This window comes from Clostridium sp. YIM B02551, from assembly GCF_022324735.1.
In the GTDB taxonomy this organism is placed as follows: Bacteria; Bacillota; Clostridia; order Clostridiales; family Clostridiaceae; genus Clostridium_T; species Clostridium_T paridis.
In genome coordinates this window covers 1-23,081 of record NZ_JAKGTF010000016.1, presented here as the reverse complement: position 1 = coordinate 23,081, position 23,081 = coordinate 1, and the positions used below count along the sequence as shown (strand labels likewise).

Below are 23,081 nucleotides of genomic sequence, written 5' to 3'. Positions count from 1 at the left end.
TAGTTGTTATTCTTGTGAAGCTTTCTTTCTTCTTAAAGTTACTCCACCTACTGTTGCTATTGCACCTATTAATAATAAGATTGAAGCATCAATTGGAGAACCTGTCTTAGGAAGATCTGATACAGCTGTATCTTCTATTGTTTTTTCCTTTAAGTTAGCTATAGCATCTTGTAGAACCTTTAATGCAGTATCTACTTCTGCCTGCTTAGCATCTTTATTGTCAATAACTGTTTTTGCACTTGTTAATGCATCCTGGAATGCCTTCCAGCTGCTATCAGTATACTTTCCTTGTGTCTTATCTTTATTGTCATTATATAATTTTTCTAATGCAGATTTATCTACAGTTACTACTTGTACTTGAGCTAGATTAGTTATTGCATCTTGTAGTGTTTTTAATGCAGCATCTACATTAGTTTGTTCAGCCTCATCACTATCTAGAACTGTCTTTACATTAGCCAATGCATCTTGGAATGCCTTCCAGCTACTATCTGTATAATTTCCTTGTGACTTATCTTTATTATCATTATATAACTTTTCTAATACAGATTTATCAACAGGTGCTTTTGTTTGTAAAGCTTTGATAGCTTTATCAAGTGCATTATAAGCATTTCCAAGAGTTGTTGCAGTTGCTTTATTATCATTTAGAAGAGCTTTAATATTATTTAAAGCCTGTACTAATACTGACCAACTTTCTGGAGTATAGTCTTTTTTATTTAAAGCATCTGCTTTATTAACTAATGTTGGAATATAGAATCTCCAGTCTTCTGCAGAGTTTGCAGGTTCTGTCCCTTGTTTAGTATATTTTACTGGAGTTTCACCACTTATATTTAATAGTGTTGCAATACCATTTTTGTATTCAAGAAGATTTTCTTTTGCATAGCCTTTTCCGCCTTTACCAGTGCTTGTTGCATTACCAGTTCCATTTACTATACTGTTAACCCCAACAAGAGGACCATCTGCAGCTCCTAATTCAACTATACATGCATCTTGAATAGTTACATTTTCTTTATTTGGAACTTCTATTGCATTATCCATAAAGATGCTTGCACCATTAGTATTAATGAATACATCATATACACCTAATCCAACAGCTAAGTGGTTATTAACCTTATTAGATACCTTATATGAAGCGTATCCTTTAACAGTACCATCGTGACTCATCCACCCTTCTTGGGATTGTGGATCATATGGTGTTTCTGATTGATAGAAGTATAGACGACCATTTTCACCATTCCATACTGTTTGGTATTCATTAAAGTGTTCAACAAACATCCCGTACATTGTAGCATTATTACCATTTACAACTAAGCCATTCCTAGCAGTATTCTTATCCCAAGCAACTCCTGCACCATGGTCTGCTCTCCATACCCAGAAGTGATCACCTATTACATCATTACTGTTGATTTCAACTGTTGTATCAACATTAACATTATTCTCTTTAAATCCTCCTATACGGAAGAATAAATCTGATAATGATATTGGATTATCACTATGATCTTTATTGCTACCTTTTTGACCAACTTGAAGCATATTTGTTGAGCTATAATATGCATCAAATAAAAGTCCAGCAACAATTACACCTGACTGATCATCAACAAGCATTGCTGCCTTATCATTTTTAGGTACAAGAGTTGCAAGTCCAGTTCCTAGAATGATTGTGTTTGCATTCTTTACATGAAGTGGTTCTGTTAATTCATAGATACCAGGTGTAAAGAATAGATTTTTTCCTTCTTCTAAAGCAGCATTTAGTGTAGCTGCTGTATCTACGCCTTCTTTAGCTACATAGAACTTACTAATATCTAATGATTGTCCACTTCCCATATTGTCTTTTGACCAAGAAACTCCTGAACTGTCTTTTTTAAGATCAGGTACAAATACCTTGTATTCTCCGTCATCACCTAAATATAGGAATGGTTTTTCTCTAACGATTGGAGTCTTGTCAATAGTTGTATATGGATTTCCTGGATTCTTGTCCCAGTTACTATCTGGAGCACTTACATCCCCTTGGAATACTCCATTCCAGTTTACTCCATACCAACCTCCAGTTAAATCACTATTTCTAGTGTACCATTGTTGTTGAGTGTATGAGCCAACATTCTTTGAGAATGCACTATCTGCAACAAAGCCGCCGCTTGCCCATCCATAGTTCCAGTCAAATTGTGTGGTACGTTCAACATTCATTCTTCTAAGTGGTGCTGCCTGTGAAACTGCCCAAGGCATTTTGTCATCAGGTTTAACATCAGCTGATACAGTAAAGTTTTCAGCACTACGCCAGAATGTTTGTGTTGCATTATTACTTGGTAAACATGCTGGAGTAGATAAATTCTGAATTTTAGTATCTAATGGTGTTTTTCCAAGTCCAGCTATTTGAGTGTAGAATCCGATATTTAATAGCCCTGCATCATTATAGTTTCCTGGCTTAAAATATAAACCGTAACGATTAGGAATGAATTGACCTTGGAATGTTGTATTATCATGAATTGCATTTACTTCTTGCCCTATTGCATTCATATCATCATATTTAGCGTTATAGAAAATCATGTTATTTCCAAACTTCTTAGTTTCCAATGAAGTGATATTTGAATAATCACTTGTACCATATTCATTAACTGAAGCTATCTTATAATAGTTTTCATACTTAGAAGCATTAGGATTTGTGTCTGTAAAACTTGCTTCTGTAGTATCTCCTATTTTTTCATAATTACCAAACTTTCCGCCTGCACGATAAATTTCAAATTTGCTTACACTTGGGTCTGCATTCCAAGTTAACTTAATATTATTGTCTTTGTCTTGAGCTATATCAAGACCTGATGGTGGTGTACTTGGGCGACTTCCAGCAAGTGTAGTTACAGAAAACTCTGAGCTTTGTGCATAAGGATTTTGTCCATTAACTGTACGAACTACATAATAGTATTTAGTGTTAAATTGAAGTCCTGTATCCGTATAAGTTGTTTGTGCTGTTTCGTTACCTACCTTTGTATATGGACCTCCTTGAGTTTCTGATCTCCAAACTTCATATCCACTAAAAATAGTGCCTTCTAATGCACTCCATGAAAGTGTTACAGAATTACCTTCGATTTTAGACATAGTAATCTTGCTTACTTTTTTAGGAGTTGATGTTGTGTGAATAATGAATTTTTCGTTGTCTGTAGTTGCACTAGTTAAATTTCCTGGAGCCATTTTTCCATCTATAACAGTGATATATTTCCATCCTTCTGTTTGTTTAAATGCAACAGTGCCATCCCCTTGAGGTACAGCTTGAACAGATTCCCATCCTCCAATTGTCATATTTCCTACTTGCCTTACAAAACTATTACTTCCAGTCCATAATGTGTTGTTGTTAGATTTGAAGTTAACAGTAGCATTGTTCTGGAAAGAACCATATCCTAATTTAAATATGCCATTTGCCGGAACATTTGATCTATCACTAGGCATTGGAGTTTTTACATCAATAGGGTTGCCTGCTACCCCGTCAACTGTAACGATATTGTGTGTAGCAACATGTTCAACATAAATATCTGTAGCTACTTGATCTTCTTCTGGTGGATAAGTTGGTTCTACTATGAAGAATTTTTCTGCATCAGTAACTGCTGTAGATTCTGTAGTTACTAATTTTCCTTCATCATTTACGGAGACAAATCTACTAAAATGACCGTCTTTCATAGTAAAACTTCCATCAGATTGTTTTTCTAACGTAAATGACTCCCATCCATCAACTGCAGTTTTCTTTGGATTGCTATTGGTTATAACGTCTAGTCCACTTACTGCCTCTGATTTAAGCATATTCCATTGGTTACCCACCGATGAAAAACTTACTAAGTTTGAATTAGTATTAGATTTTAACATTTTGAATAGAGCTTTAGCAGTTAGGTTATTACCATTCATATCTTGAATATCCGCATTCGCTGTAACTGGATCTGCACTACTTCCAGAAACTTGAACAGCTTTTCCTGTTTTTGCAGACACAATATAAGAATATTGATCATTTGGTTTATAACCATTTTCATCTGCAGCAAAAGCTACACTTGGGAAACTCATTACAAATACGCTAACCGCTAACAGTGTTGAAAAAACTTTTTTAAACATTCCTCTATCCTTCCCCCTTCTATTATTTTGTAGTTTTTACATATAATGTAAATTACTCAATAACAATGTTATATTTCTTTTTATGTTTATGTCAATAAAAAAAATCTTCTATTTACATCCTTTAAACTACATTATTCCTTAATTCTTCGTAATTTTATATGACACTTTATTACACTAAAAAAAAGACGTTTTGCTTATTACCCAAGCAAAAACGCCCTTTTGATTATTTCTTATATAAATGCCCGATTCATTATGTTAACCACATCAAATTCCATTTCATTGGATTTTTCTACAAAACTTTCATCATCTAAATGCATACATGAAGCATGTTTTCTATATTTTCTAAGAATCTTTTTTCTTATAACTCTTAATGAAGCGTGAATATTTTATAAACTCCCTTCTTTTCCAGAGTCGCTTATATCAAGTAACCCTTCTGGGTAAGGAGTCCAAATGCTTTGATTTATTAGATAGTCTTCTTCATATTTTATAACATATGATCTAATAAGGTTGACAAGCACGCTTAAATGTATCTTCCCCTCTCGGTATTTATCAAAAGTACTTAAGATAAATTCTTTTTCCTTTAAGGTAATTCTATCAGAAAAGTGTCCAAATATTTTCATTAAGGTGCTTATGTAACTTGTATACCTGGGTAATCTTGCAAAAGTCAATCCAAGATGTTCTCTATATTCATTCATTATTTTTTCTATATTTTTATTTTCTTGTTTTTCTAGAATTTTTCCCATGATCTTTTGTTCTTTTTGGTTATATGCCATAAAAAGAAATTTATTATGGTCATGAAAGTCAATTAATTCCCCAATTAATCCCCTTTCCATAACTTTACGAAACTCAAACATTATATATACTTTAGTTAAAAAGTGTTCCCTTATTTTTAAATTTTTTAGTCTTCCCTCTTCTTCAATGGCTAGATAAGGATATTTATCCATAGCTTTTGCAGCAAATATTCCAGCTCCCTTTATTGTACCTACCGCTTTCACTTTTCCTAAATATATTTTTACGTCTTTTATTCCGCATGATGGAGATTTACCTTTAAGTATAAAGCCATCAATATCTTTAATTGAATCTAAAAATTTTGATGAATAAGTCTCCATAGCTTCAGTGAATACTTTTTCAGTTGTAGGTTGGAAAAGTTCAACTTCATCCTTCTCCTTTATCAATCTCAAGGATTCTCTAGGCACTCCAAGTCCAATTTCGACTTCTGGACATACAGTAATATAATTAACGTAATCCTTAAGCTTATCTACAAATTTATCATTATAACCCTGCCCATTATAGCGACATTTACTGAATCCTAAACATCTGCTTACTACTAATTGTGGTTTATTACAATCCTCCATAAGCTTCCTCCTATATTAAAAATACTAATCATTATTATAATATTTTAATTAACCTTATGTTAGGGGGATTCTTATGTGACATGAAAACTATTCTAATGGAATATTTATATATCAAAGTAATTTAAAGGATAAATAATGATTACTAATAAAAATATATTAATATATTTCCCAAGTTGGGGTGCAACACAAGCTATTCACAATTATATACAGGTAGGTCAAATTCCTTGGGATAAAGTTACAACTATTTGTCATGCCTTCTTTGAAGTAGATAATAAAAATATGTTAAAAAGTATAGACAGCTATTTGGATTTTCACAAATCTTTTCCTCATTCTAATGGCCTAAAAGGACACTTTGGAGAATATAAGTACTATAAAAATCTTTACCCCAACGTAAAAGTTTTGATTTCAGTGGGTGGCTGGACTAGAGGTCATAACTTTCATTCCATGTCACTAAACTCAAAAAATAGATGTGTTTTTATTAATAGCCTTATTGATTTTCTAAAGAGATACCCTTTTATTGATGGGATAGATATTGATTGGGAATTCCCTGGAATAGATAGAAAACCTAATCCTAAAATACCAGATGATAAAGGATGTCCAGGTGGACCTGAAGATAAGATAAATTACACCTTGCTTTTAAAAGAAATACGTGAGGCCTTTAATTTAAATAACATGTCTACAAAACTTCTTACATCAGCTGTTCCCGCTGAATATGATTTATTATTTTATCAAGAGCCCGAAGAATACAATAAGTATTTAGATTTCTTAAATGTCATGGCCTATAATTTTCATACTACAAAAGAAAAGGTAACTAATCACCATTCACCACTTTATCCAAATCCGAATGATCCATCACCAATTTATCCAATTGATATTAGAAATAGATATAATTCAGATGCTGCAATGAAAACTTATAGAGATATCTATAAAGTTCCTTCATATAAACTAAACCTTGGGGTTCCTCTCTATTCAATTGGTTGGAAAGGAGTATTAAATATTGACGGTAGTCATCCTGGACTATTTGCTCCAGCTACTGGACCCGCCATTGGAACATGGGATAATCCCAAAGCTCCTAATGGTAAATTTCCATACTATGAACTTAGAAAAATAGAATCTGTAACTGGTTTTCTGAAATATAGAGATCCCTATTCCATGGTCCCCTATTTATACAATGATATAAGCAGAATAATGTTTTCATATGAAGATGAAAAATCTCTAAAAATTAAATGCGATTATGTTATCTATAATAATTATGGAGGGATTTTTGTCTGGGATATTTCTGGAGATGTAATTAATGACTTTCCCATGATATCGATAATAAATGATACCTTAAATCAATGAGATACAACTAGTTCTCATGAATATTTAGAAAACTACTCAATTGGGGAATACTACTTTTATATTAAATTAATCCTAAAGGAGAAATTAAAATGAGTGATACGAATTTCCCAATTATCCCATTCCTTACTTTTGGAGGTAATGCAGATGAGGCAATGAATTTCTATGTTTCTATATTTCCTGATTCTAAAATTTTAGAGCTTGCAAGAGTGGTCGAAAATATGAAAGGCGAAGAAGGTAGCGTTCTTCATGGATCTTTTCAAATTAAAGGTCAGAGATTTATGGCAATGGATGTAGATAAATCTTATCATCCAGATTTCACATGGGCTACGTCATTATATATAGATTGCGTTGACGAGGTGGAATTTAATTCACTTTTTAAAAGTCTTTCCCGAGGTGGAAAAGTCCTTATGGGACCTGAACCGGTACTTGCTTTAATGAGCGTAGCTTGGGTAACTGATAAGTTTGGGTTGACCTGGCAGCTTGTACTAAAATAATATTTAAAAAGGAGGTTTCTCTTGCCATAATATAGCTAAGAGATCCCTCCTTCACTTAACTTATTAAAAGCATTTATAAATTCATTCTCTACAGAGTTAAAATCTCTCTGGGAAAAATCATGCTTTATAGTTAGATAAGGTTCTTTTGAAAATAATTTTTCATCCATGAGTTCGAGAAATTCATAATATAGCATTGCATCATCAATATCTGTTATCTTCTCTATTTCTTCTTTTGAAAAGTCATCTACTCCAAATTTCTTATATATTATTCCTTGTAATTTCTCTTCAATTTTAAAATATCCAGGCAAGTTTTTCTTAACAGGTCTAGTTAAATCAGAAATATAACTTTCACTTGCATCATGCAATAAACACCCAAGTTGAACTCTCTCTGAATATCCACGAAACTTTGCTTCTTTATAACAATTTATTGAATGCTGTGCTACTGAGTAAAAATGTATAAAATGACCGTTTGCCCTTGATAACATAGACAGTGCATGAGCAATATCTATGATTTTTATATCATCTTCTATTGGATCCAACGGATAAAATTTAGTTTTTGAATAAGTTAATATATAATCCTGCATATGTTTTCTCCTTGTAATATATTTTATAGCATTTCTTTAGATAACTCTAGAAATGCTTTTAAGGCTGGTGAAACCCATTTATCTTTGTGATAGATTACTTGAGATACTATACCAAAATCATTAATTGCCCAATTTAATTTCACTAGTCTTCCTTGGGCTAACTCCTCCTCCACTGCAACTCTAGGAAGTAGACTTATTCCAAGCCCGCTCATTGTAAATTGTTTAATTGCTTGAACACTTCCTGTTTCCAAAATTAGGTTAGGTTTTATATTATAACTCCCTAGCATATTTTCAAATACAGCCCTATAACTGCACCCAACTTCTGTTAATATGAGTTGTTCATTTTCAATATCCTTAGGGTACACATTTTTTTTATTTATTAGTTTGTGACCTGGTGCTGTTAATAATAACATTTCCTCACTAGAAACTATTTCAGTAACAAAATCACTTCCTTCAATTTTGGTTCCAAGAGAAAATGCTACATCTATTATATTATCCCTTAAAAAATGTCTAAATTCAGAACAACTTCCAAACTTTAATGATATTTCAACCTTTGGATAAAGACTTCTATATTTCTTTAATATTTCCGGAAGCCTTAGCACACAAAGAGACTCTGCTGCTCCTATAGTTAGTACTCCACTTGGCACTGAATCATTAGTAATAACATCTTTTATTTCTGCTGACATCTTTAGCATCTGCTTTGCATAAGGTAATAGTTTTTTCCCTTGATGTGTTAGTGAAATATTCTTTCCTATTCTTTCAAATAGTTTAACTTCTAATTCATTTTCAAGTAATTTTATTTGAGTAGTAATAGTCGATTGAGCATATCCTAATTCATCTGCTGCTCCAGTAAAACTTTGAAGTTTACATATAGTAACAAAACTTTTTAGTTGTTTTAAATCCATTTACCACTCTCTCCTTTTATAAATTAATACTAATATTGTATTCTATGCTTTCCATCAAAAAAATTGAACATTTTAATCAAAACTTTCAATTTTACTAATGCTTGTCCCAATGATACCATATAAGTAGGGAGATATACTACTACTCTTTTAGATAATTCTAAATATATTCATATTATATCTTCGAATGACTAATTAATGGGGGTAGAAACTATGAGTAATAAATTAAAAGTTGGTTTAATTGGCGGAACTGGTATGGTTGGACAAAGACTTATATGCCTTTTAGATAATCATCCTTGGTTTGAGGTTAAAGTTATAGCTGCAAGTAAAAAATCAGCTGGGTTAACCTATAGTGATGCAGTAAAAAACAGATGGAAAATGTCATCACATATTCCTGAGAATATAAAGGATATTAGAATAAAAGACAGCGCTGAAATAGATGCCATTTCAAAAGAAGTTGATTTTGTTTTCTGTGCCGTATCTCTTAATAAGAAAGAAACTAAAATGTTAGAAGAAAATTATGCAAAACATGAAATACCTGTTATATCATGCAATTCCGCTAACAGATATGTCGATGATGTGCCTATGCTTATTCCAGAAATAAATGGACATCACCTTGATGTAATAGATACTCAGAAAAAGAGACTTGGAACTAAAAAAGGATTTATAGCTGTTAAGCCTAATTGCTCAATACAAAGTTATGTTCCTGCTATAAGTGCACTATTAGAATACAAACCAAATACTATACTTGCAACCACTTACCAAGCTATATCTGGTTCAGGAAAAAACTTTGATGAATGGCCAGAAATGATAGATAATGTTATCCCATATATCGCTGGTGAGGAAGAAAAAAGTGAAAATGAACCTTTAAAAATCTGGGGAAAGGTTGAAGATGGTAAAATAGTTAATACTAATAAGCCTATAATAACTACCCAATGTATAAGAGTTCCTGTAACTGATGGTCACTTAGCTGCTGTATTTGTAAGTTTTGATAAAAAGCCACCAAAAGAAGAGATCATTAATTTGTGGAATAATTTTAAGATACCCTCATCAGTAAAGGACCTTCCAAGTGCGCCAAAGAAATTTCTTCATTATTTTGAGGATGATAATAGACCTCAGACAAAGCTAGATAGAAATTTTGAGAATGGAATGGGAATAACTATTGGAAGACTTCGAGAAGACAAACTATATGATTATAAATTTGTTTGCCTATCTCACAATACCCTAAGAGGTGCCGCTGGAGGTGCTGTCCTCATTGCAGAATTATTAAAATCTGAAGGTTATCTATAATTTTTCATAAAGACGCTTTGTTTGTTTATTTATGTCAGACAAAACGTCTTTCTTTTTATTCTTTTAAGGTTCCAATTATATGTGAATAAATACTTTCTCCCCTGGGGAAAAGTATTATATGTAATAGGTTAGATAAAAATCCTTACTTAAGATAAAAAGGAGTGAATATAGCTATGCAAACAATCACACAAATTCCTAAAGACAAGACATTAGATAATACTATTGCTCTTTCTAGAGAAGGATATCTTTTTATTAAAAATAGAACTCAAGAACATCAATCAGATATCTTTGAAACTCATTTATTTGGAGAAAAAGTAATCTGTATTAGTGGTGAAGAATATGCAAAATTATTTTATAATGCTGAAAAGTTTCAACGAAATGGTGCAGCTCCTAAAAGAATTCAAAAAACTCTCTTTGGAGAGAATGCTATTCAAACAATGGATGGTGAAGCACATTCACATAGAAAAAGTGTATTTATGTCATTAATGACTACTGAACGTCAAAATGAATTGGCAAGTCTTGTGAGGAATAAACTTGAAGCTTCTATACCTAGGTGGGAAACGTCTGATAAAGTAGTCCTTTTCGATGAAGCAAAATATATATTATGCGAAGCTGCTTGTGAATGGTCTGGGGTTCCAATAGGTGAAACTGAAATAAGAGAACGTGCAAATGATTTTAACGCTATGGTTGAAGGCTTTGGATCTATTGGTCCCCGTTATTGGATTGGGAAAGGTTCAAGAGAAAGAGCTGAAACTTGGATAAAAGATATTATAAAAGATGTTCGTTCTGGCAATCTAAATGTTAGAGAAAATTCAGCGCTTCATGCCATGGCTTTTCATAAAGATTTGGAAGGGAATGAACTAGATCCTCATATGGCTTCAGTTGAGTTAATTAATGTACTCCGCCCAATTGTAGCAATTTCGACCTACATTACCTTTGCAGCCTTAGCTTTACATGATTATATTGAATGTAGAGAATGCTTACATTCTGGGGATGAGGATTATCTTCAAATGTTTACACAAGAAGTTAGACGTTATTATCCTTTCACTCCTTTTGTTGGTGCAAGAGTTAAAAAAGATTTTATTTGGAATGAATATGAGTTTAAACAAGGAAACCTTGTTTTACTTGATATCTATGGCAATAACCATGACCCTAGAATTTGGAATAGTCCAAATAAATTTAATCCAAATAGATTTAGAAATTTTAAAGTAGATTTATTTAATTTCATGCCTCAAGGAGGCGGTGATCCTTCCATCAGCCACCGTTGTCCAGGTGAAGGTATTACTGTTGAAGTAATGAAAACATTTTTGAATTTTTTAATTAGCAAAATTGATTACCAAGTCCCTAGCCAAAACTTAAGCTATAACTTATCTAGAATTCCTACATTACCTGAAAGTGGATTTGTTATGTACAACATAAAAAGAAGATAAAGATAAGAGTTGTTTGCCTTCAATAACAAACAACTCTTATAATTTAAGTTATTTTTCTGCATACAACTCAGCTGCTGCATATTGATAATAAGCTAATCCTATTTGCTGATTTTCTAACATATTTCTATGGAAATCATCTTCTAGCATAAATTTTGAAGTGTTTAAATACTTCTTCGCATCCATATCTATTGAATTGTCGTTTATAAATACAATATGATCTTCTAATGCTTTTTGAACTTTTTCATCACTTGCCTTTATTCCACTTCTTAATGCGTCTATCATAAATTTAGTAAATGCTTGTGCTTCTAATGCACTTCTATTCATTTTTTCAACCTCTATTTCTTGCTCCTTAAGCATATCATACCCATACTTGTGATTAAGATACTCATTTTGTTCTTTTAGAGCTTTAACCCATTCTACCTCATTAAAACCTTTAAACATATCTGATTTTTCCATACTTTCTCCTTTCTTTGTGAAAATAATTGACTGTTCAATTGTACTTATTAAACTATCCATTCTTTGCCTGCGCGCTTTAAGCATTTCATGTTGTTTAGTTAAGCAATCAATTCTACTAGTTTCATTTTCAAGAGCCTTTTTTATATCATTAAGTGAGAAATCTAATTCGCGATAAAACAAGATTTGCTGAAGTCGTTCTAATTCTTCTATTCCATATATCCTGTAACCTGATTCTGTGATATTACATGGTACTAGCAATCCAATTTTATGATAATGATATAAAGTTTTTATTGTGACTCCTGTCAAATCTGCTATTTCTTTTACAGTATAATATTGCAATATTATCACCTCGTTTATAATACTAATCCCTTACCTAAGGTAAGTGTCAATACTTTTTTATAAAATAAAAAACAGCCTTAATTCAGGCTGTCTCTTATTTTAGTATATACTGTTACTTTAAACTCTCAAAGAATTTTTTATCTTCTTTAAATATATGCTCTACTATTACTTCTCCTATAAATAATACAAAGATTTCAGAAATATTTATATTAGCTTTTTTTAAATCTCTATTCCATATTTCCAGCTTATTTATAATGCTTTTGTGACTTTCTTTATGTTTATTTAGCTCTTCTCTTGAGTAATTAGAGTTTTCAACTACTTTTTCTTCATATAAGAAATGCTCTTTCATATGCTCTAATATCTCTTGAAATACTTGGACTGCATCATCTGAAATTTCTTCTTTATTTGAATACATTAATAATTTATTTGATAAAGAGAATATTTTCTGATGTTGCTTGTCTATTATGTTTTCTCCACAATTAAATTCATCGCTCCAACGAAGTTCTAAGAAACGATTGAAATTTTCACTTTCTATATCATCTAATACTATTTGGTTTCTTCCCTTCTCTTTTGCCTCAAATAAAGCTTCATCAACTCTCTTAAACCAGACTGAGAAAGGTTCATATTGTTTTCTTTCAGAAACACCAAAACTTGCAGTAACTACGCCTACCTCTTCAATATGCTCTGCTTCAATCTTTTGACGGATCTTTTCTGCAACATTCCCAGCATCAATTATGTTTGTGCAAGGCATTAATATCGCAAATTCTTCTCCTCCCCATCTAAAGAGTATATCTGATTTTCTTATATTTTGTTCAGCTATATTGGCTACACTTACTAAAACTTCATCTCCTTTAATATGTCCCCATGTATCATTTACCTTTTTAAAGTGATCAATATCAAAAATTATTAAGGAGATTGACCTATTAAATTTGTCACTTATAGAAATTTCCTCAGACAAAACCTTGTCTAAATAATGTCTATTAAATAAACCTGTTAACTTATCTCTTGTGGCTAAACTAAATAGTTCTTCTTCGTAATCTTTTTTCTCCTGAATATTTAGTAATATCCCTTCATATTGCCAATCATCAATTTGATATGGAACTTTTGTCAATCTTAGCTCTGCCCAAAAAGATTCACCCTTGCTATTAACTAATTCTAAATCTACAATAGGCAGTTCAAATTCATTCTTTATTACATTCCTAAAATATTCAAATGAATCATTATTTCTAAATATTACATCTTGTCTATTACATATGAATTTTTCAAAATCATCTTTAGATTTGCATGCAAATTGAGTATAGAAATATGGATTTCCGTATAGGAAATTTCCCCCTTTATCTAGCAAGAATACTCCTATTGGTGTAGAGCTAATAAATCTATCGGTCATGGATTGGATTGACTTGGCAAGTTCTCCAAACTCATCCTTTCTATTAAGCCCATATATATTCTGATCTTGTGTGATTTCCTTTAATTCTATACTCTCCTTTAGTTTTCCAAAAGGAATCATAAATACTTTCTTTACCAAGTAGCTTATAATCAAAACCATGGCCATCATTATAAGAAAGACTAGGCCAATAATCCCTATTAATTTAGATGGTGAATATAAATTTTTTGAATTAAAGAATGTTACCACTCGCCAATTACTATTACTAACTGGAGCTATGGCTGCATATTGATATTCCTTATCATTCAAGTGTATAATTATAGGTTCTTCTGGAGATTTAAGATATTCCTCTACTTTTTGCTTAAATTCAGGGTCACTACTTAAATCATAAGCATATCTTGGAGTTTTCAAATTTGAGTCTTCATCTTTCATCTGAGAATTACTACTATCAGAATTCATTTCTATTAATCCATTCTCATTAATAATTAATGTTTTTGATTCATTATCTTGATGTTGAATTAATGTCTCTTTTAAGAATTTTTCTAAGTTTATTGTGCAACCCACAATTCCTAATAATTTATCTCCATCCAGAACTTTTACACTAATCCATATATCTTTAGATTCCAAAAACCTATTATTTGTAGTAAATAATGAATATTTCCTGTTTGAAGATATATACTGAAAATACCATTTATCAAATATGTTATTTTCATCGAGCCTTCCTATTGAATTGAACTTATCGAATGTGGTTTTATTATCTACATAATACATTTGTTTTGATTTATTTAAGACTATAAAAGAATTAGAGTCCTGAAATACATCACTAAATTCCCTAAGTTCATTATAAGCAATTTCTTTATCTTTAATATTATCTTCATTTTCCATCCACTTAATAAGTTCAACTGAATTTGATGCTTTTTGAGCTAATGCTATATCTCTAGATAGTTTTTCCTGAACATGTGCAACCAGTTCATTTGTATGTAATCGTGCATATTCTTTTGAAACATTCTGAGTAATTCTCTTTATTTCACTTTCCATTAAAAGTGATGTTAAAATAATTGTTAGAACTACTACAAAAACTATTAGCATTCTAAACTTGTCCCAAATTCTATTACTCAACACTTATCTTTCCTCCAATATATATTTTGATTAATGGAGTTTCATCTATAGTAAACATTTTTAAACATTTGCTTTACACAACTTTGTATATATTTTGTCTCTTAGATTATAGCACTTTCGATTTTTTTCTACAATATTTTTAAATGCAACTTAATTTTTCTTAATATCTATAATGTAATATTATTTTTCCAAAAAGGCTTATCACCTTGCTTTTATAATTTTATGTCAGAAAATACAGGTAATACTTCCATTAAAAATTACACTTTAAAGTTTAATGCTCTAAAAATTAATAAAAATAAAGTCTCATATTTAGCTTAATTGCTAAATATGAGACTTTATTTATGTATTATTTAAACTCTAACATCTATAACTTTTCCTAAGTTAGGATCAATAGCTGATACTTCCATTATTTTATTAAGTCCTTCAACCATTTGACTTTGTGTATTCATCTGAAGTTTCATCAAACTAATGTCAACCGCATTTCCTAAATTATACTGACTTAATGTCATTGAAGTGCTTGCAATATCCATAGTACATCCTCTTTTCAATAAGTTTATTTATAAATTTATACTATCACAACATTTTAGATAATGCTACATAATATCCCAAGTATAACTTGTCATATAATTTCATTTATTGAACTAATGAAGCCAATTCCTCATCTTTCTTTATAGCCTCAGGATCCATATATATGATTTCCCAAAGGTGACCATCTAAGTCTTGAAAGCTTCTTTGATACATGTGTCCAAAATCCACTGCTTCTTTCGAAAACTTCCCCCCCATATTTATAGCCTTATCAACAATAACATCCACCATTGCCTTACTTTCTGCTGACAATCCTAAGATAACTTCAGTACTTTTAGTTGTATCTGTTATTTCTTTTTGTGTAAAATTTTTAAAGAACTCATCTACAAGCAGCATTGCAAAAATATCCTCATTAATAATCATACATGCAGCATTCTCATCAGTAAATTGATGATTGAATGTAAACCCAAGCTTTGTAAAGAAATCTACTGATTTTTTTAAATCCTTAACAGGCAAATTAACAAATATTTTTGTACCCATAAATTAAAATTCCTCCCTTTCTCTGGTTTGTGATTCAATAGTTATTATTTTCTTTGGCTATTTTATTATGCTTATAATTTGGAACGTATTAGGGGACGGTTAACAACCTTTTGTAATAATGCTTGTCCTAAAATTCATTTATTGTACAAACATTTGAATAATTAATTGTTAACCGTCCCCTATTTTAAGTCGCAAGAAATAGGCCAAATAGAAGCAATGAAATTATTACTATAACTACAACTATTATAAAAAATATAATATTAACTAATACCTTGCTCACAGCTCCTCTTATTAAAAGTCTCCTAATAGAATTTAGTATAAGAATTATTAATGTAACATTTAGAAATGCAATAATAATATTAATAATAGAAACTCCATATTTACTGGTCTTTATTAATTCGCCTTCCTTACTAAATTCATACGTATTGGAACTTAAATCTCCTCCACATTTTAATGTATCTGAATTTATGTCAACCTTTGGAACCTCATAGTAGCTTCCCCTTTGCCAAGTAATTGCCTTGTTATTGAAATTAACTATATATTGTTCTGTATCATCAGATATTAGCGCATAATCTCCTGAATTAAAAGGAAAGACAGTTACTTTATTATTTTCTTTAATGAACTTTTGTAAATAACTTACACTTTCATTATCATTAAGTAAATTGTCTTTTATCCACCCTTCTCTACCGTTAATCGATATATGAAAATACTGGGCTTTTGCTGTTAAAATATACTCTGAGAATCTAACCTTAGTATCTTTATTTATATCTATCTTTTCACTATTAGCTATAAAATCCTTGTCCATTTCTTTAAAAAAGTATGGATCTTTTTTATTCTTATCATCAACAAAATCATAGGAATCTCTGTCAATCGTTGCTTCGAATCTCATCACTTTTTCATGATATAGTTTTGCCTCTGCTGCTTGCTTTTCAATTAATCTATTTTGATCATACTTATTCCAGGTTACGAAAATAAAATTCAGTAATACCAAACTTAATATGTATATAATTAGTTTCTTAACTTGTTTATCCAATCTCATTTTGCCTCCTTTTTCAGGGGACAGTTAACAACTTTTCGCTATATTGCTTGTCCAAAGGTGGTCTAATAGTACACGCATTTTTATAATTAATTGTTAACCGTCCCCAAAATATTAAGATAAAAAAGCTATCCTAAAATAATATTCTAAGATAGCTTCAACTTCTAGTATTTAGGAATTCCTTTGAAAGGATACATTCTAAACATTACTTTTCCAACAACAGCTTCTTTATAGTCAACCAATCCTACACTGGGATCTCTACTATCTAAACTATTGTTTCTATTGTCACCCATAACAAATATCTTTCCCTCCGGTACTTCTATATCCATATCCATGTTATTTGTCATAGGTTCTTTTATATATTTTTCATCTAATATTTTACCATTAACGTATATCTGATTATCTTTAATTTGTATCTTATCTCCAGGTGTACCTATTACTCTCTTTACAATATATTCTGCATCATTAATATTCGCTCTTATAACCACAATATCTTTATAATTTGGTGAATGTGATTTATACGCAATCTTATTTAATAAAAGCATATCGTTATTATGCAAGTTACTATTCATTGAATCTCCAACTACTTGAGCAGGTTTAACAAAAATTGAAATTATAAAAGATAGTATTATGGCTGCTATTATAACTTTTATGTATTCTTTTACAGTATCAGCTGCTGAACTTTTTTCTTTCTCAACTTTTGAATCTATACTGTCATTATTTATCACTTAATACACTCCCCAATATTTATTATAGAAATATTTTTATTTAATATTATTAATTAAGTTTTATTTTACCAGTATCTACCTAGAAAAGAAAGTATAAGAAATGAATTTTATTTACTATTGGCAGTATATTCACTTTGCTATTTATTATTTTCATAATCAGTATTATTTTATCCTCTACTCTGTTATACTTGTTTTCTAAGTTCAATTATGAAAGAGGTGTTTTATATAAATACAAATAACAATAACATAGGAAATAAATATGAAATTAAAGGTGACATTGCACTAATTACAGTATTAAAAAAGAACGGTACGGAACTCATTTCTAAAATAGATGCTAAGGATATTGAAAAAGTTATCAGTATAGGTACTTGGTTTGCTGAATGGCATAAAGATTTTAATAGTTATTTAGTACAAAACATAAGTTCAACTAAAATTAACAAGAAATCTAAACCATTAAAACAAAGTCTTCAAAGTGTTATCTTAGATGTTAATACTAAAGCTCCAATCAGACATATTAATGGTGATACTTTAGATAATAGAAGATCTAACCTAGAAATAGTTGAAAGAAATGCTAAAAATGATTATGAAATTATCGACGAAAATACAGTTGCAATAATTCTAGAAGATAAAAATGGTAGGATTTCTTCAAAAGCTTTGATATCTAAAACAGATTTAAAAAATGTTATAACTGATGAATATAGCTGGGTGGAGTATAAAACTCATGGTGATATTATTGTTATCGCTAACACTCCTAACGGAAGAATACATTTAGATAAATTACTTATGAATCCTGGTGATGGTGAAAAAGTTTACCATATAAATCTTAATCCTTTAGATAATAGAAGAAATAACCTGAAAAATATCCAAATATAATATTTAAATTTTTAAAAGTGTATTTATATCTAAATACGCTTTTTTTATTTCCCTATTTATGAAAGTAATGCGGCTTTATAAAATCAGCTTTCATTATCAATTGATAATATGTTTCGAAGCTGATTTTTATTGACTTTACAAGATTGTAGCCTTATTATATTATTTATACATTGTTATCAAATGATAATACAATTTATGGGAGGGTATATATATGAATAGAAAGACAAAGGTTGCTAGACTATCAATTCTTTCTAACTCCGTTCTAATATTTTTGAAATTAATAGTGGGGATTTTTTCCGGCTCTGTAAGTATAATCTCTGAGGCAATTCATTCAACGATGGATTTAGCTGCTTCTATAATTGCCTTCTTCTCAGTTAGACTATCAAGTCGACCTGCAGATAAAAATCATCCTTATGGCCATGGAAAATTCGAAAATATTTCCGGAGTGATAGAAGCTTTGCTTATTTTTGCTGCTTCAATTTGGATAATAATAGAATCTGTTAATAAAATTACTCATCCTAGTAAAGAAGTTAAATCTTTTGCTTTGGGATTTATAGTTATGTTTATTTCTGCTGGAGTAAACTTCATTGTTTCTAAAAAATTATATAAAATAGCTAAGGAAGAGGATTCAGTTGCCTTAGAAGCAGATGCACTTCATCTAAAAACTGATGTTTACACTGCTTTAGGGGTGGGAATCGGACTATTATTAATATGGATAACTAAATTAAATTTCTTAGATCCTTTAGTTGCAATTATAGTTGCTTTATTTATTTTAAAAGAAGCATTTGAGCTTTTAAAAAATGCTTTTAGTCCATTATTAGATGCCAGATTATCAGATGATGAACTTATTATCATTGAGGACACTATAGATAATTATAATTCTGTATATTGTAACTTTCACAATCTTAGGACTCGAAAATCAGGAAGCACCAAATATATTGATTTACACTTAGTTGTTCCTGAAAATATGTCAGTAAAAAATGCTCATAATATATGTGATAATATAGAGGATGATTTAGAGAATAAATTAAGAAATACTGAAGTAATGATACATCTAGAGTCATGTAATAATCAATGCGGCAATTATGACTTATGTGAAAAGACAAACCGCCCTATCAAATGATATGGCGGTTTGTCTTATTATGATGCAACTTCTTCCTTTATTTGAATTTCCCCATCTTTTAATTTAAGTATTGATGTGCCATATAGTGCTGCATCTTCTGAGTGAGTAACTTGAATTATTGTTTTCCCTAAATCTTTATTTATATTTTGGAAAAGCTTCATTATCTCTGTTCCAGTTTTAGAATCTAAGTTTCCAATAGGTTCATCTGCCAAAATTATATCCGGTTCAAACACTAGTGCTCTTGCAATAGCAACTCTTTGCTGCTGTCCTCCTGATAATTCTCTTGGAGTAACTTTTCTTTTATGAGTCATCTCTATTCTATCTAATATATCTTTAAGCTTCTTATCGTAATCTTTTATTTTACCTCCATCTAAGATTATTGGAAGTAATATATTATCTTCTACAGACAAGTTAGGTACTAAATTATAAAATTGAAATACAAAACCTAACTCCCTTCTCTTCATAATACTTTTTTGCTTTTCACTTAATTTACTTAAATCTTTTCCATTCACATTTACTATTCCACTAGTAGGTTTATCTAATCCTCCAAGTAAATATAACAATGTTGATTTTCCACAGCCAGAAGGCCCCATTATAGATAAAAATTCGCCTGTACTAACTGAGAAATCCAAATTCTTTAATACACTTATTTCTTCTTTACCTACTTTAAAATTTTTATTTAAATTAATTACTTCTATTGCATTCATGATTTTTTCCTCCTATTCGTACTTTAATTCTTCAATTATTGAGAGCTTTTTACTCTTAAATAGAACTGGTATCGTAGCTATTAATACAAGTAGTAATGATACCCCAAAAGCAATTGGTACAAAGGATATATTAAAGTAAACTTCCATATCAAATCCTATTAACTTAGTAATTTTTGTTGTTATAGAAATAGCCAAATATGAAAATGGAATTACTATAATTATTGACCATACTACCGTAAGTATAGACTCAATCAATAGCATTTTAGCCCTCTGGAATTTGCTCATTCCTACTGAACTTAATACCGCTAAGTCCTTCTTTCTTTGAATAAAACTTATCCCTATATTATTAAGTACTCCAAATGCTCCAATTACTACTGCCATGAAGGAGAAAATACTTAATATATCCATAAGTTGTTTATTTGCTTCTATATTTTTATCCCTTGTTTCTTCAAAAGTTAATACATTTCCACCTAGTTGTTTAATGCTCTTATTAATATCTTCTTTTACTTTCGCTGGATCATTTGATGTATTTACGAATAGCTCTACAGGAGACCCTGTTATATATTCTTTAGGCAATCCATTAAAGTTAATAAGTATAAATACTCCGTTAAAATAAAGTTTACCATCTATTACACCTACAACCTTATATTCTTTTGTATCATTTCTAAGCTGCATTTTAAAGGTATCTCCTGCTTTTAACTTTGATTTTTCTGCAACTTTCTCTGATAGTATTACTCCATTTAATGCTCCATTTTTAAATTCATTATATATATCAGCATATTCTTTTTTATCCCAGGCTACATATTTATCATAATCAAGATACTTATCAGGCTCCATTCCTATAACCGTAAAATTATTATTATCTATTTTCCCATTGGCATAACATTGCTGTTGTATTGAATCTCCCTTAACTCCTGATTGCTTTTTAAGAATATTTTCAATTTCCTCTTTTGTATTTCCAATGCCATCCTCAGGTACGCTTATTTCTAAGTCATACTTTGTTTTTTCATAAGCTTCACTAACAACATTTTTTATACTTACACTCAAAGAATTTATAACTACTATAGAGATTATTGCTATTATAAGCAAATTAACATTTCCAAGTAAAACCTTTGATGTTCTCATATTGTTCAGTGATAATGCATTGATACTAAAAACATCTTTTATTCTTTTAAATATATTCTTTGATATGAAATCAATAATTTTAGGGAAAATAAGCATAACTGCTGCTGTTGCCAAAATTATTAATATTGGACTTATATTAAGTACCCATTTAGATTTTATAGAATTGATAGCTATAACAACTGCTAATAATATGCATCCTATAATAAATTTACCTATACCTATTTCTTCAGAATTATTAGAAGTATTTAGTATTACTTCTTTAACTTGAAGTTTATTGGTTTTTATTATTGGAACTACTGCAGATAATATTGATAGAATCAATGAAAACGCTAGTCCAGCTACTAAATACATTGGATTTATATTTGGTTTTTCAATAATTCCATAATCCTTTAGTGGGGATATAAAATAGTTAATTATATATAATATACCTACCCCTAAAGCATCTCCTATAATTCCTCCAATAACTCCATAACATATGCTTTCTAAATAAAGTATTCTTCTTATTACTCCCCTAGTCGCCCCTTGACTTAGGAATGTCCCTATCACGGGCATCCTCTCAGTTACTGTTAATTTAAATGAACTATATATAATAATAGAACTCATAAACACAACAATTGCTAGCATCATGTAGAGCATGCTGTTTAATTGAGATGATTGACTTTTTACAGCCTCTTCATCATAAAGCTCTTTTGCTACAAATTTGCTATTTGCATCATTAAACTTTTCTACTGTATCTTTAATGGTGCCTTCTGTTTTACTTGCAAATACACTATTATATTTTCCTGGTTGATTAAGCTTTTCCGATAGATATTTATAAGGAACTATAACTTCAAAGTTATCCTTTGTATCCATATAAAAAGCTCCTTCATTTGAAGCAATGGCTGCTACTTCAAGTTTAACCTTTTCTCCTTTTAATACTATATTCAGTTTATCTCCAAGCTTTAAATTAAACTTGTCACTAACCCTTTTTGAAATAATACATTTTTCATCTTTAAAATCCTTTAAATCTTTTCCCTCTATTAAGGAATCTATATTAATGTATTCATTTTCTCTTCCTGTTAGTTTAATTGATTGCATGTCATCTGTATCATATATTGCATTATAATCCATCTCTGGAACTAAATCTTTAATTCCCTCTTTATTAATTCCCTCTAAGTTAAATGCAATATCTCCATTTTTAGATGATATATAAACTTCTTTATTTTCTAGTTGTTCCAGTTGAGGTTTCGCTATACTGTCAATTGCTGAATCTACTGCTCCCATACTTCCTACAAACAGTCCTGTACTAAGCAAGATAGCTATTAAGAGAAGAAAAAATCTAGCTTTTTTCTCAAACATGCTTTTTAGTACATACTTTAAGAATATTCTCATTACAAATCCTCCTTTTATCTTATAAACCTAATATTACCATAATTTCCTATGCTTTAATCACACTTAAGTTTTATATTATAAAAACTTAAGAATTCGTTAAGTTTTAGGGGACGGTTAACAACTTTTTTACAGAAATGCTTGTCCCAAGTTGGCTCTAACCCTTTAATAGTCAAGCCTTATTTGAACAAGCATTTTAATAAATGGCTATGTTTTAAATCAATGTTGAAAATGGATATTTAATAGCAAAATAGGTAATAATATATATAGAATAGT

The 23,081-nt window shown here is 30.3% G+C and carries 18 protein-coding genes; 6 read left to right on the top strand and 12 right to left on the bottom strand.

Annotated features, from left to right (window positions below):
• Positions 1-6: 6 nt before the first annotated feature.
• Positions 7-4,086, bottom strand: a complete 4,080-nt coding sequence (locus L1S47_RS17490) for a fibronectin type III domain-containing protein (protein WP_238885371.1) — start codon at positions 4,084-4,086, stop codon at positions 7-9.
• A 386-nt stretch (positions 4,087-4,472) separates the two neighbouring features.
• Positions 4,473-5,441 carry a DUF523 and DUF1722 domain-containing protein gene (locus tag L1S47_RS17485; RefSeq protein ID WP_238885369.1) on the bottom strand — a complete coding sequence of 323 codons (969 nt, stop codon included), beginning with the start codon at positions 5,439-5,441 and terminating at the stop codon, positions 4,473-4,475.
• Positions 5,442-5,576: 135 nt separating this feature from the next.
• On the opposite strand from L1S47_RS17485, the gene L1S47_RS17480 reads away from it, so the two are divergent.
• Together L1S47_RS17480 and L1S47_RS17475 are read left to right on the top strand one after the other, a co-directional pair.
• Complete coding sequence (locus L1S47_RS17480) at positions 5,577-6,782, top strand: glycoside hydrolase family 18 protein (protein WP_238885367.1); 1,206 nt, start codon at positions 5,577-5,579, stop codon at positions 6,780-6,782.
• A gap of 89 nt (positions 6,783-6,871) precedes the next feature.
• On the top strand, positions 6,872-7,276 hold the full coding sequence (locus L1S47_RS17475; RefSeq protein ID WP_238885365.1) for a VOC family protein: 405 nt from the start codon (positions 6,872-6,874) through the stop codon (positions 7,274-7,276).
• Positions 7,277-7,311: 35 nt separating this feature from the next.
• Here L1S47_RS17475 and L1S47_RS17470 read toward each other — a convergent pair whose 3' ends face one another.
• Both L1S47_RS17470 and L1S47_RS17465 read right to left on the bottom strand, forming a co-directional pair.
• On the bottom strand, positions 7,312-7,860 hold the full coding sequence (locus tag L1S47_RS17470) for a phosphohydrolase (RefSeq protein WP_238885363.1): 549 nt from the start codon (positions 7,858-7,860) through the stop codon (positions 7,312-7,314).
• Between the two features lie 23 nt (positions 7,861-7,883).
• Positions 7,884-8,765: a LysR family transcriptional regulator gene (locus L1S47_RS17465; RefSeq protein WP_238885361.1), complete on the bottom strand. Its 882-nt coding sequence runs from the start codon at positions 8,763-8,765 to the stop codon at positions 7,884-7,886.
• Between the two features lie 210 nt (positions 8,766-8,975).
• Here L1S47_RS17465 and asd point away from each other — a divergent pair, with 210 nt between their 5' ends.
• Complete coding sequence (asd, locus tag L1S47_RS17460) at positions 8,976-10,052, top strand: aspartate-semialdehyde dehydrogenase (protein WP_238885359.1); 1,077 nt, start codon at positions 8,976-8,978, stop codon at positions 10,050-10,052.
• Positions 10,053-10,225: 173 nt separating this feature from the next.
• Complete coding sequence (locus L1S47_RS17455) at positions 10,226-11,482, top strand: cytochrome P450 (RefSeq protein WP_238885356.1); 1,257 nt, start codon at positions 10,226-10,228, stop codon at positions 11,480-11,482.
• A gap of 48 nt (positions 11,483-11,530) precedes the next feature.
• Here L1S47_RS17455 and L1S47_RS17450 read toward each other — a convergent pair whose 3' ends face one another.
• From L1S47_RS17450 to lepB, 6 genes are all read right to left on the bottom strand, one after another.
• On the bottom strand, positions 11,531-12,277 hold the full coding sequence (locus tag L1S47_RS17450; protein ID WP_238885354.1) for a MerR family transcriptional regulator: 747 nt from the start codon (positions 12,275-12,277) through the stop codon (positions 11,531-11,533).
• A gap of 112 nt (positions 12,278-12,389) precedes the next feature.
• Positions 12,390-14,783 carry a diguanylate cyclase gene (locus L1S47_RS17445; RefSeq protein ID WP_238885352.1) on the bottom strand — a complete coding sequence of 798 codons (2,394 nt, stop codon included), beginning with the start codon at positions 14,781-14,783 and terminating at the stop codon, positions 12,390-12,392.
• A 347-nt stretch (positions 14,784-15,130) separates the two neighbouring features.
• Positions 15,131-15,310, bottom strand: coding sequence for a YjfB family protein (locus L1S47_RS17440; protein ID WP_238885350.1), 180 nt, complete (start codon positions 15,308-15,310; stop codon positions 15,131-15,133).
• Positions 15,311-15,413: 103 nt separating this feature from the next.
• Positions 15,414-15,845, bottom strand: a complete 432-nt coding sequence (locus L1S47_RS17435; protein WP_238885348.1) for a VOC family protein — start codon at positions 15,843-15,845, stop codon at positions 15,414-15,416.
• Positions 15,846-16,029: 184 nt separating this feature from the next.
• Positions 16,030-16,884, bottom strand: a complete 855-nt coding sequence (locus L1S47_RS17430; protein ID WP_238885343.1) for a hypothetical protein — start codon at positions 16,882-16,884, stop codon at positions 16,030-16,032.
• A 161-nt stretch (positions 16,885-17,045) separates the two neighbouring features.
• Positions 17,046-17,609, bottom strand: coding sequence for a signal peptidase I (lepB, locus tag L1S47_RS17425; RefSeq protein WP_238885341.1), 564 nt, complete (start codon positions 17,607-17,609; stop codon positions 17,046-17,048).
• Between the two features lie 207 nt (positions 17,610-17,816).
• Between lepB and L1S47_RS17420 the strand changes: the two genes are divergently transcribed.
• Together L1S47_RS17420 and L1S47_RS17415 are read left to right on the top strand one after the other, a co-directional pair.
• On the top strand, positions 17,817-18,482 hold the full coding sequence (locus tag L1S47_RS17420; RefSeq protein WP_238885339.1) for a hypothetical protein: 666 nt from the start codon (positions 17,817-17,819) through the stop codon (positions 18,480-18,482).
• A 211-nt stretch (positions 18,483-18,693) separates the two neighbouring features.
• Positions 18,694-19,605 (top strand): cation diffusion facilitator family transporter, encoded by a 912-nt coding sequence (locus L1S47_RS17415; protein ID WP_238885327.1) that lies wholly within the window; start codon positions 18,694-18,696, stop codon positions 19,603-19,605.
• A gap of 17 nt (positions 19,606-19,622) precedes the next feature.
• On the opposite strand, the gene L1S47_RS17410 is transcribed toward L1S47_RS17415, so the two are convergent.
• Together L1S47_RS17410 and L1S47_RS17405 are read right to left on the bottom strand one after the other, a co-directional pair.
• Complete coding sequence (locus L1S47_RS17410) at positions 19,623-20,312, bottom strand: ABC transporter ATP-binding protein (protein WP_238885325.1); 690 nt, start codon at positions 20,310-20,312, stop codon at positions 19,623-19,625.
• Positions 20,313-20,324: 12 nt separating this feature from the next.
• Positions 20,325-22,808 carry an FtsX-like permease family protein gene (locus L1S47_RS17405; RefSeq protein ID WP_238885323.1) on the bottom strand — a complete coding sequence of 828 codons (2,484 nt, stop codon included), beginning with the start codon at positions 22,806-22,808 and terminating at the stop codon, positions 20,325-20,327.
• Positions 22,809-23,081: the final 273 nt, after the last annotated feature.

Coding starts and splice junctions, on each gene's coding strand:
- L1S47_RS17490 (WP_238885371.1), bottom strand. CDS start 4,086: ATGTTTAAAAAAGTTTTTTCAACACTGTTAGCGGTTAGCGTATTTGTA.
- L1S47_RS17485 (WP_238885369.1), bottom strand. CDS start 5,441: ATGGAGGATTGTAATAAACCACAATTAGTAGTAAGCAGATGTTTAGGA.
- L1S47_RS17480 (WP_238885367.1), top strand. CDS start 5,577: ATGATTACTAATAAAAATATATTAATATATTTCCCAAGTTGGGGTGCA.
- L1S47_RS17475 (WP_238885365.1), top strand. CDS start 6,872: ATGAGTGATACGAATTTCCCAATTATCCCATTCCTTACTTTTGGAGGT.
- L1S47_RS17470 (WP_238885363.1), bottom strand. CDS start 7,860: ATGCAGGATTATATATTAACTTATTCAAAAACTAAATTTTATCCGTTG.
- L1S47_RS17465 (WP_238885361.1), bottom strand. CDS start 8,765: ATGGATTTAAAACAACTAAAAAGTTTTGTTACTATATGTAAACTTCAA.
- asd (WP_238885359.1), top strand. CDS start 8,976: ATGAGTAATAAATTAAAAGTTGGTTTAATTGGCGGAACTGGTATGGTT.
- L1S47_RS17455 (WP_238885356.1), top strand. CDS start 10,226: ATGCAAACAATCACACAAATTCCTAAAGACAAGACATTAGATAATACT.
- L1S47_RS17440 (WP_238885350.1), bottom strand. CDS start 15,310: ATGGATATTGCAAGCACTTCAATGACATTAAGTCAGTATAATTTAGGA.
- L1S47_RS17435 (WP_238885348.1), bottom strand. CDS start 15,845: ATGGGTACAAAAATATTTGTTAATTTGCCTGTTAAGGATTTAAAAAAA.
- L1S47_RS17430 (WP_238885343.1), bottom strand. CDS start 16,884: ATGAGATTGGATAAACAAGTTAAGAAACTAATTATATACATATTAAGT.
- L1S47_RS17420 (WP_238885339.1), top strand. CDS start 17,817: ATGAAAGAGGTGTTTTATATAAATACAAATAACAATAACATAGGAAAT.
- L1S47_RS17415 (WP_238885327.1), top strand. CDS start 18,694: ATGAATAGAAAGACAAAGGTTGCTAGACTATCAATTCTTTCTAACTCC.
- L1S47_RS17410 (WP_238885325.1), bottom strand. CDS start 20,312: ATGAATGCAATAGAAGTAATTAATTTAAATAAAAATTTTAAAGTAGGT.
- L1S47_RS17405 (WP_238885323.1), bottom strand. CDS start 22,808: ATGAGAATATTCTTAAAGTATGTACTAAAAAGCATGTTTGAGAAAAAA.